Source organism: Bifidobacterium sp. LH_743 (assembly GCF_056355775.1).
The window spans coordinates 63,549-77,135 of sequence record NZ_JBKESZ010000006.1; the positions used below are offsets into that span (position 1 = coordinate 63,549).

11 protein-coding genes and 1 tRNA gene are annotated in these 13,587 nt (G+C 53.1%); 7 read left to right on the forward strand and 5 right to left on the reverse strand.

Annotated features, from left to right (window positions below; genetic code table 11):
- Positions 1 to 540: 540 nt before the first annotated feature.
- The 7 genes from AC1ATL_RS08150 to AC1ATL_RS08180 all read left to right on the forward strand — a co-directional run bounded on the left by AC1ATL_RS08150 (position 541) and on the right by AC1ATL_RS08180 (position 7,108).
- Positions 541 to 1,386: a DNA adenine methylase gene (locus tag AC1ATL_RS08150; protein ID WP_476569841.1), complete on the forward strand. Its 846-nt coding sequence runs from the start codon at positions 541 to 543 to the stop codon at positions 1,384 to 1,386.
- A 10-nt stretch (positions 1,387 to 1,396) separates the two neighbouring features.
- Entirely contained in the window at positions 1,397 to 2,182 is a 786-nt protein-coding gene (locus tag AC1ATL_RS08155) for a DNA-methyltransferase (protein ID WP_476569842.1), read from the forward strand.
- A complete protein-coding gene (locus AC1ATL_RS08160) occupies positions 2,179 to 3,030 on the forward strand; it encodes a type II restriction endonuclease (RefSeq protein WP_476569843.1) in 852 nt (283 codons plus the stop codon). The genes AC1ATL_RS08155 and AC1ATL_RS08160 overlap by 4 nt, the downstream gene beginning before the upstream one ends.
- Positions 3,031 to 3,110: 80 nt before the next feature.
- Positions 3,111 to 3,434, forward strand: a complete 324-nt coding sequence (locus AC1ATL_RS08165) for a hypothetical protein (RefSeq protein ID WP_476569844.1) — start codon at positions 3,111 to 3,113, stop codon at positions 3,432 to 3,434.
- A 59-nt stretch (positions 3,435 to 3,493) separates the two neighbouring features.
- The gene (locus AC1ATL_RS08170; RefSeq protein WP_476569845.1) at positions 3,494 to 4,891 is read left to right on the forward strand and encodes a hypothetical protein; all 1,398 of its coding nucleotides are present in this window, start codon (positions 3,494 to 3,496) and stop codon (positions 4,889 to 4,891) included.
- A gap of 746 nt (positions 4,892 to 5,637) precedes the next feature.
- Entirely contained in the window at positions 5,638 to 6,936 is a 1,299-nt protein-coding gene (locus AC1ATL_RS08175; protein ID WP_476569846.1) for a hypothetical protein, read from the forward strand.
- A complete protein-coding gene (locus AC1ATL_RS08180; protein WP_476569847.1) occupies positions 6,920 to 7,108 on the forward strand; it encodes a helix-turn-helix domain-containing protein in 189 nt (62 codons plus the stop codon). The genes AC1ATL_RS08175 and AC1ATL_RS08180 overlap by 17 nt, the downstream gene beginning before the upstream one ends.
- Here AC1ATL_RS08180 and AC1ATL_RS08185 read toward each other — a convergent pair.
- From AC1ATL_RS08185 to AC1ATL_RS08205, 5 genes are all read right to left on the reverse strand, one after another.
- A complete protein-coding gene (locus AC1ATL_RS08185) occupies positions 7,096 to 8,364 on the reverse strand; it encodes a tyrosine-type recombinase/integrase (RefSeq protein ID WP_476569848.1) in 1,269 nt (422 codons plus the stop codon). The genes AC1ATL_RS08180 and AC1ATL_RS08185 overlap by 13 nt on opposite strands.
- 184 nt (positions 8,365 to 8,548) lie before the next feature.
- Positions 8,549 to 8,621: transfer RNA gene (locus AC1ATL_RS08190), tRNA-Ala, on the reverse strand.
- Between the two features lie 181 nt (positions 8,622 to 8,802).
- Complete coding sequence (locus AC1ATL_RS08195; RefSeq protein WP_476569849.1) at positions 8,803 to 9,489, reverse strand: DedA family protein; 687 nt, start codon at positions 9,487 to 9,489, stop codon at positions 8,803 to 8,805.
- A 224-nt stretch (positions 9,490 to 9,713) separates the two neighbouring features.
- Positions 9,714 to 12,149, reverse strand: coding sequence for an EAL domain-containing protein (locus AC1ATL_RS08200; protein ID WP_476569850.1), 2,436 nt, complete (start codon positions 12,147 to 12,149; stop codon positions 9,714 to 9,716).
- Between the two features lie 63 nt (positions 12,150 to 12,212).
- On the reverse strand, positions 12,213 to 13,508 hold the full coding sequence (locus AC1ATL_RS08205; RefSeq protein WP_432624359.1) for a chitinase: 1,296 nt from the start codon (positions 13,506 to 13,508) through the stop codon (positions 12,213 to 12,215).
- Positions 13,509 to 13,587 lie beyond the last annotated feature (79 nt).

The window sequence follows — 13,587 nt, forward strand, 5'->3', positions numbered from 1 at the left end:
AAACTCGACGCGGCCATCAGAACTCGATATCCCCGTCGCCCTGCAGAAACTCCATAAGGTGTAACGGGGCCAAAATTGTCGAAAACGCGGAAATGACCCCGTTAAAACGGTGGTTTATCGTATTTTTTGACGTAAAAGGCCTATTAGGGGTGGTTTAGGGCGGTAAAAATGCAGAAAAACAGGTTTTAACGGGGTCAAAATCGTCAAAAATGCGAAAATGACCCCGTTAACTGGTGTTTAACGCGGTTTTGGGTGTGCAAGGCCTGCGTGCGATGTTCGAAAACGGAATCGCAAGGAATTGAAAGAAAAAGCAAAAAGATAAAAGAAAAAGCCCGCTGCGGTGGAATGAATGCAGCGGGCTTAGTGGAGCTGACGGTAGTCGAAATTTACGTTGATATTCCGCCATTTTCTAGCTTTTTTATATTTTTGTGGTGATATAGCTGGGCATATCGGCGTGTTGTGGATCTTGGGTATATGCTTTTCTGTTTGAAAGCATTTCTGATGATGGCATATGCGCTGGCGAAAGGGAAGTGTACCGACATGACTGTAGCAAAACCACAGCTGAAGCCTGTTCTGAAGTGGGCTGGCGGTAAGAAGCAACTGCTCGACAGGCTCGAAGAACGCATGCCACATTCCTATCGGCGTTATTATGAACCATTCATTGGGGGCGCTGCTCTGCTTCTTGATGTTCAGCCGAAACTGGCTGTGATTAATGATGTGAACGCGCAGTTGCTTAATGTTTATCGACAGTTACGGGCGGACGCTGAAGCGGTGATAGACACGCTTAGGGAATATGATGGTGTTCCTTGCGATAAAAATAGATATCTTGAAATGCGACAGAAGTACAATGACAGAATAACTTCCTCCGCCTTTGACGTGGAATGCGCCGCATTGACAATCTGGATTAATAAGCACTGTTTCAATGGCCTTTATCGTGTAAATTCAAAAGGTCTTTTCAATGTTCCGTACAACAATAAAACGGACGGGTCATCGATGGACGAAGACAATCTGCGTGGTGTGGGGAATTTCCTTAGAAACAACGACGTGGAAATCAGGGAAGGCGATTTTGAAGCCGCCTGCAAAGATGTACAATCCGGTGATTTTGTGTACTTCGATTCACCGTATGTGCCAGTTAGCAAAACCGCCAGTTTCACCGACTACACCAAAGATGGCTTTACCTATGAAGACCACTGCCGTTTGGCGCGGCTCTATAGAAGGCTTGATGCCTTGGGGGCGAAGGTGATGCTAAGCAACCATAATGTCGACCTTGTGTATGAACTGTACGACGGTTTCCATATAGAACCCGTTTCCGTTCGTCGTGCGATTAACCGTGATGCCTCCAAGCGTGTTGGTAAGGAAGTCATCATCACCAATTACCAAGAATAGTGGGTACTTCATGAAGGAAGTGTTTACCGAACCGATAGTGCCCGCTTATCGTACTGAAAATGAAGAATTGTTCCTTGGAGACACCTTCGAACTGTTATCTAAAATACGGCCTGAATCAGTGGACATGGTTTTCGCAGATCCGCCGTATTTCCTAAGCAACGATGGCGTCAGCTGCCATTCTGGCCGTATGGTTTCCGTGAACAAAGGAAAATGGGATAAGGGTACTTCGTTCGAAGCCAAACACGAATTCAACCGCAATTGGATAAGGCTTTGCAAAACGGTTTTGACGCCTAATGGAACGATATGGATTAGTGGAACCCTTCATAACATCTACAGCGTCGGTGCCGCGTTGGAACAAGAGGGGTTTAAAATCATCAACAACATAACATGGCAGAAAACAAACCCGTCGCCGAACCTTGCCTGTCGCTGTTTCACCCACAGTACCGAAACCGTTCTTTGGGCGCAGAAGGACGACAAGCATTCGAAGCATTTCTTCAATTACGCATTGATGAAGGAAATGAACGGCGGCAAACAAATGAAGGACGTGTGGACTGGTCCTTTGACCCCCCAAAGGGAAAAGGCTGAAGGAAAGCATCCCACGCAGAAACCTCTATATCTGCTTGAACGGATCATCCTCGCTTCGACGAAACCGGGCGATCTTATCCTTGACCCGTTCTGCGGTAGCTCTACCACCGGTGTCGCGGCAAAAAAACTCGGCCGAAAATATATCGGCATCGACAATGAACCGGAGTATATTGAATTATCAAAACGTCGACTTCAAAAGGACGCGGAATGACAAGGAATTTTGACGCTTGGCTCGATACGATGCACAGCAGTATCAATACATACAAGTTCTATGTCGACTTTGATAAAATCTATGAAAAGGTCGACTCCATTAAAGTCGAACTGAATATCCTTAATTCGCTTATCGGCTCAAAAAACGTCGAAGAAGACTTCCGCAAAATTCTGACAAAATATCCGGAAACTCTGAAGTGCATCCCTATCCTGCTGGCGATTCGCTCGGCGGAACTCCACGCCCAAGATGAAGATGGTTCATTCGATTATCGGTTCGATGAAATGAATTATTCCATCGAACAATACATTGTTTTTATGAAAAAAACTGGGCTGCTCGACCTAATCGCGAACCATATCGTGAACAACCTTGTCGATTACGTTCTGGGAATTGAAACCGGCCTTGATAGCAATGCGCGCAAAAACCGTGGCGGGCATCAAATGGAAAGTCTGGTCGAAAACTTTATTAAAAAGACCCATACCGAATACTACAAAGAAATGTATCTTTCGGAAGTTGAAGACAAATGGGGGTTGGATCTCTCGGCCATATCAGCCAGAGGAACATCAACCAAGCGTTGGGACTTTGTGGTAAAAACGCCAGATACGGTATATCTGATTGAAACCAATTTCTACTCTGGTGGCGGTTCCAAACTGAACGAAGTCGCTAGAAGCTACAAGATGATCGCCGAAGAAGCTGAAGACGTGCAGGGTGCCAAATTCGTTTGGATCACAGATGGCGGCGGATGGCACAGCGCCCGACGCAACCTTAAGGAAACTTTTGCTGTGATGGATACCTTGTACGATATTGCCGATTTGGAAGATGGTGCATTGGATACTCTATTCCATCGGTGACATTTAACTTTGGTGTGTTCTACGCGCATAGCTCGCCTATGACCACGGAAATGCCGTGGCAATAGCGAAAGGACGCCACTATGCGTATCCCCGTTGATGTTGCCCGCTTTGCCGATGAACTCCAGTTCCTTTCGGCGTCTCCTGTGGCCGTTTTCGAAAACGGCCATCGCGTGGAAGGTCAGCAGGCCACTAATGGTGACGGTATGCCCCTTTGGGCGGTGCAGACCCTCGTTCTGCGTGCCGGCCGCCGTGCCGAAATTGAAACTGTGAAGGTTCCGGCTCCTGTTATGCCGGATATTCGCCCGACCGCGCCGATCCTCTTCGACGGCCTTGTCGCCAACTCTTGGCAGAACAACGGACGTTCTGGCGTGAGCTTTGCCGCCGCCGCAGTTTCCGAAGTCTGACTGAACTGAAGGGGTTCGGCCCACTGGGGCCGAACCCCTTTTTTAGGGAAAGAACATACTTGAACACTAACGACACTAAAGGCGAAGCTATCGCCCACGAATGCGCATGGTTGCTGCTGTACCTGACCAGTACTCTTGTATGGGGCGTTGCTGTTGCCGCTTCTTTGTATGCTGATTGGCTCCCGTGGTATACCATCGTGCTGCTGTTTGTCCTACTGGTTGCCCTAACGACAATCCATGTATCTCCGTTGCCTGCTTCGTTTAAACGTGCGGCAGGATACTGCCTTCCCCTCTATGGTGGCTATCTGATCTATATTCGCCGTACTTCACGGCTGCTAGGCAATGAATTCATTCGAAAAAGCGGATTGGTCGGTAAAACTGACGAACGCGATTACCACGTATACCTAACCCGCCCGACTCGATGGACGGACGGACTGCTGGAAATTGTCGATCTACCTGTGCGCGGCTTAAACGAAGAAAGATTAAAAGCCGTGCTGCATGAATCGCTGGCGCTATGTAATGCCGAAGATTTCGAACTGTATCGTCCTACGCCCGTTTCACACCCGCACAGATGGAACGCGACATTGTACTACCTTAATCGGCTCGACTCCTTGGAACCGCGTGTACTAGGCTCCATACCGCCCGTAAAGGCCTGCAAAGGCGGTTTTGCAGTACGTGTGGGACAAACGGTACAGGGGGATAGCTGGATAGATTTTAGCGGCATATCTGGCGTTATTGCTGCCGGCATTCCTGGATCTGGCAAAACAGCGGCCGCTGATCTTGTGATTGCCGCGCTGCTCTCCCGTCCTGATTTATCGCGTGTGTTCGTAGCTGATGGCAAAGGCGGTGCCGACTGGTTCTGGTGCAAGCCGTTTGTTGAACGATACACAAACGATGACGGGTTCGACGGCGTATTGGATATGATGCACGCGGCTTATGACCTTATGCAATATAGGTTGTCGACAAACTATGAACAACATGGCGACAGTAACTTCTGGCACTGGGGGCCTGATGCTGATTCGAAGATGTTGTGCGTCGTTCTGGACGAAGTGCAAACATGGATTGGTCCCATCGGGCACGATAAAGAAACCAAAGCAAAAGCTGAAGAATTTATCGGGTTGCTGCAAGGACTTGTGAAAAAGGGACGTTCCGCCGGCATTGTGGTGATTATGCTCACGCAAAAGCCGACTACGGACGCTCTGCCTAGTGGCATACGCGATAATGCGGCTTGCCGCATTGCATTTCGATGCACAACTCCTGAAATGGTGAAAGCTGCTTTGGGGGACATTCCGGAAGGCGATCCGAATCCACTTGATTTGCCTTTTTCCCGAAAGGGGCTTTCCGTAATGACGGAACCTGACGGCGGTACGGAATTCGTGCAATGGGACTATATTCTGGAAACTGAAATACCTGACATGCTGGATACGGCGCGTAGCGGCGTGCCGGCCCGCCCCTAGCGTAGCGGTTGGGCGTGGGCGGCCACTTGGGGTTCCCTAGTGACCGTCTATTGCCTTGCCTTTTTGTAGTGTTTTTGGAGGGCGGGAACGAAAAAAAGCTTCAGCTAACGCATGTTTTGTAAATGCGCGGCCGAAAGGACGCGCCGAACCCCGTAGGGGTTCGTCCGAATGGTTTACAAAACATGTGTTAGCGGTATACTGAAAAACTTCCCGCACTTCAAAAATGTCTTTTGCGCCCCAAAGTCCGTCAACGATGACGATTTGGGCGCTTTTTTCTGTGAATTGGCTGGATGTAGAACTTGACCGGAATGTATAGAACGTTGATTTGCCAATAAATTTGGCTGGTTTGCAAAAGTGGATAATGTGATGCAAATCACATATTTATTAGCTATTGCTTTTGATATTTCTGGAAATGGGCGTCTGCTGAAAATGGCTTATTTCCAACGTTTTTGTTTTTTGGCCATCGTCTTTCCTTTTCTATCGGACGCATAAGCGCAGTGCGTGATACATATTATTGCGCGTGCCTCCGGCGAACGTGGGGGCCATGAACGTGTTTGCACGGCGGCATGCCTTTGGCATGCCGGATATTACCCGTGCAAACACATGACTTTTTACTTTTCGTCGACTAACGGCTATTTTCTGCCGTTCTTTGGCGTCTTGGAAAGTGCTGTGGAAAAGTGCGTTCACTTTTTTGCATTGGTGCTTTCGTCTGCCTGCATAGCAGCTCTCCGAAAGGAGGGCTTCTGATGGCCGATACCGAAACAAAGTACGATGTCAAGAAGATAGCGGCCGCTATCGAAAAGAAGCAGGGACTGCGTGCCGGTGCAAAGCGGAAAACGTGGTTCCTTACCCTGAACAACCCTTGCGAGCATATTCCCGAATGCATGGGCATGCAGCCCGAAGAAGTAGTGGACTGGGCAAACCGGCACTGGTGTGTGAACTCCAAGGGCGAGCTGAAAAAGAACCGTGGATCCGGCTGCTGCTATGAACGCGGCCTCGAGGAGCATACCGACCACATTCACATTGTTCTGTGCGCGGTTAATACTGGCTGCACCGCAGAGACCGTCGTTAGGGCTTTCCCGATAGCGGACATCGAAGTTGCCAAAGGCTCTGTGGAAGACCTGCGCGACTACTTGGCCAAAACCGGTGCCCATGCCGACAAGGAAGATACCACGGTTGTGAAGCCCCAGTATTTGGGCGAAGGAATCGTAAGTAACCCCGGCGCTAAGAAAAGCGATGATGACGGCGGCGACCTTTCCCGTACGGAACAGCATCGCAAGCTCGTGCTGGATGCCATTTGGAAGGACGGCTACACTTACGAAGACATTCTGTCTGACCCTGAACTTGCCGTATACGCATCCGGAATGCGGAAGGATGTGCTGATCGACGCCATCGCAGCTCGGGATAAAAAGTCGCGCAAGAAAGAACGCGACGTACGGGGTGTGTGGCTCATTGGCCCCGACGATTCGCATAATGTGCTCGAAGCTGCACGCGCTTGGCTTACTGAACGATTCGGATGGGATTGGGGCGAATATGACTTTGGGCGCTTCTCCCAGCCAAAGCTTTCTGAAAAGTCCCGTGCGGTATTGGTGTATGTCTCCTCTATTACTCCGCCAGAGGACATTTCGCTTGGCTTGAACGATTTGCTGACCTGTAATCCGATTCAAGTCAATCGCACCTACAATGACGCGTTCTGGGCTAATTGGGAAACCGTCGTTGTTGTTTCCTCTTCTGAACCGGTTGCATTGGTTGCTGGGCCGTTCAAGGAATCTATCCTGCACCGTGTTGATCCTCACCATGTCGGTGGCTGGGATGGAAAAAAGACTTTAGAGCACGTGTCAAAGTTTTTGGACAAGGAAGTCGATGACCCCGACGATTCACTTTCTTGGGAGCAAATTGCCAACTACTTCGACGCAAAATCAGTTGTTTCAATTCCGGCTAGCGCTATCGAAGCTAATGATGGCTATATTCCCTTGACGTGGGATGGCAATCCTTCGCCGTTCCATGAATCAGATAAGGGGGTCGCTGATGGCTCTCTCTCCTGACGATTGGTGCACTCGCAAAGAAGCTGCCGCCTACCTGCACGTAAGCGTACAAACGATTACTCGCTATTGCTTAGCGGGGCGTTTGATTTGGCGGCGCATCGAAGGTTCTAGGAGTATCCGCATAAGAACTGATTCAGTGCGCCGGATGCTGGATTGGGATTACGCATCCTGACTCTGCTCTAGTCGGGCTAGCTCGGCTTTCAGTTGGGCTAGCTCGGCTTCTTTTTTCGTTATTTCTTCTGTTATCTCTTCACGTGTCCGCTTGGGATGAAGTAATTTGCTCGCGACGGTTTCGGCGATTTTCTTTTGTTGTGAATCATGTACTTTCTGATAATGTTCGATACTTGTCTTTGCGTCGCTATGCCGGGCATAAGCCATTGTGTCTTTTAGGCTCGCTCCGCTGGTTATGGCCGTGTCGATGGCTGTTGCTCGAAGCGCGTGGAAAACTAGGTCTGGACGACCTGCCTTTACTTTTGCTTTATCGAAGTAATGCCGCAAAGTTACATCGCGCATAATCCCGTCCGCAGCTAAGGGGGCTTTGAAAAGCTGTTCTTCTGGTTTTCGCCCTTTGGTTATTGGTTTCAGCTGCTGTGCTATTTGTGGCGGCATGTATTTATCGGCTTTGGATGCTTCATTTTTTGGGTCCTTAAGTACCCTTGGACCTCGATCGCCAGCGCCTTTCCCGACAGAATGTTGAATGTGTATTACTGATCGCTCAAAATCGATATCGCCTACACGCAATGCGCAGACCTCTCCTATTCGCATTCCCATGATTGCGCCTAGCCAAACGGTCTCGTTGTAGGGGATTGGCATGTTTTCGTAGATAATGCGTAGCTGTTCCGCTGTTGCTTCTGGGATTTCTGCCTGCTTGGAACGCGGCATTTTCGGAGCAGTGCCGATAACGGGATTCTGCTGGATGAAGCCCTCGTTTTTCGCTTGTTCCATGATTTGTTTCAGTTGGAACCAGGCTTTGTTTTTGGGGTGTGCTGGAATGTCGGCGTGGTTCCTCCACTGTGTGACTTCGGCTTCTGTGATGTTGATGATCAGGCTATTCCAGAATGGACATGTTTTCTCTAGCCATCGTTGGTATTCGCGCAATTTTCTTTTATATGCTTCCGCTGGTTCGGTGCCGGCTTTCGTATGATAGTTCGCTAGCCATTTCTTGGCATATTCGGCCAATGTGATGTTTTGCCGCAGTAGCTCCTGCTGCTGCTGGAGTTGACGCTCCTTTGGCGGTGTCCAACGACGTATGCCTTGCTTGTGCTCTCGGACTAGCGTATGTTCCTGCTCTAGCCATGCATATGCTTCGCTCTTGGTGTCGAATATTGGGCCTTTGATCCTTCTGGGGCTAGCTCCCTTTACGGGATTGGCGTAGGTGCCGCGATATTTTTTGCCGCGTGATTCGATGCTGCCCCATGTTCCTGCCATTCTTGCCATAGCTCAAGGCTAACTGGGGGTGGTGATTAGTTTGGGTATATTTCTGATATCTTGTAATGCTTTTTGGATATTGGGACAGGCTTAGCACATGGAGTTATTGGTGCGGAAACCGTTGGAAAATCGCGGAAAACAAAAGAAAAAGCCCGCTGCGGTGGAATGAATGCAGCGGGCTTAGTGGAGCTGACGGTAGTCGAAACCGCGACCTCTTCGATGCGAACGAAGCGCTCTACCAACTGAGCTACAGCCCCTTGGATGTCACCCTGCTCTGCAAGGCAACTCTCAGAATACTAGTACGGAGTGCGGAAAAACGCAATTCCGCACTCCGCGTGTTGCAATCAGCCTGCGATTAGCCGACAATCATCCGGCAGCCACCTTGCGATTGCTCGGTAATCGTCTGGCACAGCCACCTTGCGATTACCGGAAAGCAAATCACTCGGCTTCCGTGGTGCTTTCCGGCTTCTTCTTACCGAACTTGGCCTTGAGCAGGCCGACGATCGTCGGAATCAGCGACAGCACCAGAATCGCGATGATCACCAATTCGAAGTGCTTCTGCACCGCCGGAATGCCACCGAAGAAATAGCCGAGCAGCGTGAACAGCGTGGACCAGCACAGGCCACCGAGCACGGAAAACGGCGTGAAACGGCTCCAACGCATGCCGGAAATGCCGGAGATGAACGGCATGAACGTGCGGATGAATGGGAAGAAACGGCCCAGGAACACGGCCAGCGGGCCCCACTTCTCAATCATCTTCTCGGTCTTCTCGATGCGCTCCGGAGTCATGGCCTTGACCTTGCCGGATTCGATGATGCGACGGCCGAAGAAATGGCCGATCCAGTAATTGCACTGGTCGCCGATGATTGGCGCGCACCAGACCACCGGCAGCAGAGCGAACAGCGGCAGCGCGGACACGCCGGTCTTCGCGTCGGGAGCGGCGAAGAAGCCGGCCGCGAACAGCAGGGAATCGCCCGGCAGGAACGGGAAGAAGACCACACCGGTCTCGATGAAGACGATGAGGAAGATGAAGCCGAGGGTCGGGGCGACACCCATCGCGATCCAGCTGGCGATCGCGGTACGGGGGTCCTTGATGAGGTTGACGAAGAAATTGATGATATTCATAGGTCTCTCTGTGTGATTTTGCGCGCGGACGCGCGGTTCTGCTTATATGGCTCGCTTTTCCATCATTCGTGATTGGTGTGCCACGTAAACCAATCACAGATTACCAACGGGTCTGCGCAGACGACGGGGTGACGCGGCTACGGGTGGCAAATCTGCACAAATCGTCAATCCTTCCGTCATGTCAGGCGGCGGACGATGGCCTGCGTACGGCTGCCGACAAACCGCTATCGGATCAAAGCGGTGCCGGTCGTCTGCAATCGCATGAGCAGCTCGTTGGCCGTCATCGCGGTGCTGAGCAGATCGCCCTCGGCCAGCGTACCTCCAATCGAATGCACGAATTCGGCCTGGTCGGGCAGCGCCACGCCGTCGAATACCAGCTTGAAGCCGTCGTTGTCCGTCAATTTCACCAGATTGCTCATCAGATGCGCCGCTGTCGGATTCTTGTATTCGCCGACCACGCGTCCGTCGATGTGCGCGAAGGTGATCGGCAGTCGCGAGAACGTGTTCACTTCCGAATACGACGAACCGGTGTGCGTCAGGCCGATGCTCACTTGGTCCATCGCCGCCAGATCGCGGACCGCGTTCTCGAAGCCGTCGTACGGGCTATGCACGGCGTGCGAGCCCAGCTGCAGGCAGAAACGCAGGTGCGGATACCTCGCGCACAGTTCCTTGATATGGTCCGTGAAGCCGGAACGGTTGGTCTCGCCGCCGTTCATGCACAGTCCCACGATGGTGAGCTGCGGCGCGATCTCGCGGAAGCGTTCCATATCCTCCGCGCAGATGTCGAGCGCGGCCTGCGTGAGCTTCGCGCTGATATCCAGTTTGCGGGCCTCGTCCAGCACGAAATGCGGGTTGAAGGTGTGGCCGTGTTCGTCATGCACGCGCACCACGGTGCTGAGCGAATCGATGGAACGGGTGTTGAGGTCGAAGATCGGCCGATACAGCACCGTGATATTGCCGGATTCGATGGCGCTGCGCAACGTTTTGGAGATATCGCCGGTATCGGTTTCGATGACTTCGTCCATGCTGATTTCCGCGGCCACATGGGCGCGCGCATCAGACAGAAGCGGCGCATATCCGGTGACCTCGTTGGAGAACGACATGCTGACCGATATGGATAGGGACACCTCGCCCATGGTGGTGACCATCGGCTCGCTCGCTGTCTCGCGCATGGTCGTGGCCAGCCGCTCGATATCCTCATGAGACGGCTCGTCGGCGATGACCAAAGCGAATTCGTCGCCATTGACACGGTAGAGCGCTGATTGCGGCGGACGTACGTTCTGAAGACGATCGGCCACGCAACGCAGGGCCGCATTGCCGATTCTGCGGCCATACTGCGTGTTGAGTCCGCGCAGATGCTCGACCTCCAGATAGATGATGGCCACGTGGTTGTGCACATTCTCCGTCTGCAGGCTTTCCAAGTGCGCCAGGAACGCCTGATACGTCAACGCTCCGGTCAACGCGTCTGTCTCCGATTCCGTACGAAGCACCGACACTTCGTTGTTGACACGCAACGCTTCGGTGAGTATTTCGCCGGCTGTCTGCAATACCTCCATATCGACCGGCAGGAACGGACGGTTCCACAATCCGCGTTCGAAAGCGATATAGAAATGCTGCGAACCATTGTCGATGCGTTGCGAATACCGATACGCATGCCATGGCTTGTCTAATTCGCAACTATCGCTGATGAAGCAGCGAAGCCGCTTCTGCGCACGGTTGATGCGACGAGTCACCGTCTGCTCCGGATTCACGTTCGGCAAAGGCAAGGCATCGGTGACCAGCGCCAGACTGGACAATGCCATACGGGAGCGCGTCAGACGCGACAGAATGTCGAAAGCCAATAGGACGAGCGAGTACAGGCAGATTGCCAGCAGGAACATCGACAGCGTGGAAGCGGGGTCGTCGGCCGTATGGGTGAAGCGGATGAGTTCCGGCACCCAGACGATCGCCAGCAGATCGGCGACGGTTGCGCCAAGGATGCGCGAGAGCGAATATTCGCGTATCGCCTTGCGCAACGGCAGTCCGGCGAACAGGAAGATGATGAGGTCGCATACCAGGCGGATGCATGGTGCGGCGACCATCACAATCACGAATGGGATGATCCAATGCCTGACCGAATACGGGCTGAGCCACGTGTAATTGGTATGCGGATTGACGATCAGGGACAGCATGCGCGGATCGTCCCGGAACAATGGCCTGATCAATAGCAGCAACGCCAGTTCCGAGCACGCGTGCAGCAAGCCGACGAGTACGTTGCGCGCCCTGATGCAGGCCGACAGCGTGATGATGATGACCAGCATGGCCAGCAGGTCGCTGTAGTAGCCGGTGATGAGCAGCGCGACGAAAATCAGCGGCAGCGCAGTGTGTCCGGCGGCCAAAGGAATCGGGCTGCGTCGCTTGCTGTACACGAGGCATACGGCGATGCCGACAAGCCACACGATGACGGTCACCGGGTCCTTCCTAATCGCGAGGACGCTCTCATGCATGTAGACGATGACGGTGAGCGCCAGCGCTCCGGCGCAGATGACGCCGAGGATGAGCCTGAGCCGTTTGACGTTCCAATTGGCAGGCAGATCCAGACGATTCGGATCGACTGCGTCTGCGGAGGCGTACCTCTTTCTGCCGTGCGCGCTCCGGGCGCCGGAATGAATTGCTGCCATGATGTATCCTTCCGCTCTCGCTTCCCGCTTGGTCCTTGCTTTTGTCTTGCCCCATCCGTCCGGCTACAGCACCGGTCCGATGATGCGCCATTGCGCGTCCACGCCGTTCTCGGCGCTGTCGGGCTGCTCGTTCTCACTGGGTCCAAGGGCTTCGTAGATGTTGCCGTTCCAGATCACCTTGTCACCGCGCCTGTATTGCGTGCCAGCGCTCCAGGTCGGGTAGCTCTGGGTGCTGGACTTCGAGGAATCCATCTTGGAGATGTCGAAGTCGACGATGGAACCGGGTGTTCCGGTCAGTCCGGAGCCGAGCATGGTGGCGTATTCGCCGTCGGTCTGCTTCGCGCCGCTGCAGAACGTTTTGATGGTATTGGTGTTCGTATAGTTCTCACCGCATTGCTTGTCTCGATTCAGCGACCACATACTGAGGCGTCCGAGACTGGTTTCCAACGCGAACGAATTGACGTGCTGCGCGTCGTCAAGCGTGAAGAACTCGTTTTTGGTGTCGTTCTGGCCGATAAGCACGGTGGCTCCCATCAATTCCCATATCTGATGGTCGCTGAACAGCTTGCCTCGTTGGTACAGCATCGTCTTGTACTGCGCGTGCGCCGCGTTCAACGATTCCTTGATCAGCGACGACTGGTCCTCCGTGGTGGACGGCACATTGAAATCCATTGTCATCAGATTCACGGAAGCCAGCGAAACTCCGGAATCGAAGAAGGCGGAAATCGTCTCCATACCGGGCTTCGTCATGCCATGACGATCCGCGGGAATCGTCAGGCTTACGGCAAGGTCCTCGTTCTTCTCCTTCGCGTGCTCGACCAACTTCGCCACAGCCTGCGCCCGCCGTGTGGCGGCATCGCTGTAACCGTCGAGATTCGACTCCTCGATATCGAAATCGATGGACGTGATGTGGTACCGGTCGATGACCTGCTGGTATGCGTTGGCCAACGCGTCCACGTCGGCGCAGGTGCTGGCCAGCTCCTTGCCCGACTGCCCGCCGAAGCTGACGGTGATCGTGCGGCCGGTCTTGTAGACCTGCGCCACGCGGCTGTCGAGATCGAGATCATGGGCCGCCGAATCGAGCGAATAATAGCCGCCCCAGGACGGCTTGCATCCGTCGCCGGTGATGAACGACAGAATCTCGTTCTGATAGACGGTGCCGACGTTCGATTCGAATTCGTATTGCGGTGTGGCCGTCACGTCCACGTAGCCGCCGAACCACGGCGCCGGCATCTTCTTCGCCGCGGTGCGCGTGAATGTCAGCCACATCCATGTGCCGCCGACGATCAGCGTGACGCACAGCAACGCCACGAACAGGCGGAAGAACGAGAATCGCTTTCCTGGGAACAGCGGTTTCATCGATTCCTCCCTTCTTGGGGTGTGAAACCGTACGTATGGCGGCTTCCTCGCTACATGCCCGTTGCCGTGTTGCTGCAAT

What these genes read in the sequence shown, in the direction of transcription:
- AC1ATL_RS08150 (WP_476569841.1), top strand. Translation starts at nt 541, where the DNA reads ATGACTGTAGCAAAACCACAGCTGAAGCCTGTTCTGAAGTGGGCTGGC.
- AC1ATL_RS08155 (WP_476569842.1), top strand. Translation starts at nt 1,397, where the DNA reads ATGAAGGAAGTGTTTACCGAACCGATAGTGCCCGCTTATCGTACTGAA.
- AC1ATL_RS08160 (WP_476569843.1), top strand. Translation starts at nt 2,179, where the DNA reads ATGACAAGGAATTTTGACGCTTGGCTCGATACGATGCACAGCAGTATC.
- AC1ATL_RS08165 (WP_476569844.1), top strand. Translation starts at nt 3,111, where the DNA reads ATGCGTATCCCCGTTGATGTTGCCCGCTTTGCCGATGAACTCCAGTTC.
- AC1ATL_RS08175 (WP_476569846.1), top strand. Translation starts at nt 5,638, where the DNA reads ATGGCCGATACCGAAACAAAGTACGATGTCAAGAAGATAGCGGCCGCT.
- AC1ATL_RS08180 (WP_476569847.1), top strand. Translation starts at nt 6,920, where the DNA reads ATGGCTCTCTCTCCTGACGATTGGTGCACTCGCAAAGAAGCTGCCGCC.
- AC1ATL_RS08185 (WP_476569848.1), bottom strand. Translation starts at nt 8,364, where the DNA reads ATGGCAGGAACATGGGGCAGCATCGAATCACGCGGCAAAAAATATCGC.
- AC1ATL_RS08195 (WP_476569849.1), bottom strand. Translation starts at nt 9,489, where the DNA reads ATGAATATCATCAATTTCTTCGTCAACCTCATCAAGGACCCCCGTACC.
- AC1ATL_RS08200 (WP_476569850.1), bottom strand. Translation starts at nt 12,149, where the DNA reads ATGGCAGCAATTCATTCCGGCGCCCGGAGCGCGCACGGCAGAAAGAGG.
- AC1ATL_RS08205 (WP_432624359.1), bottom strand. Translation starts at nt 13,508, where the DNA reads ATGAAACCGCTGTTCCCAGGAAAGCGATTCTCGTTCTTCCGCCTGTTC.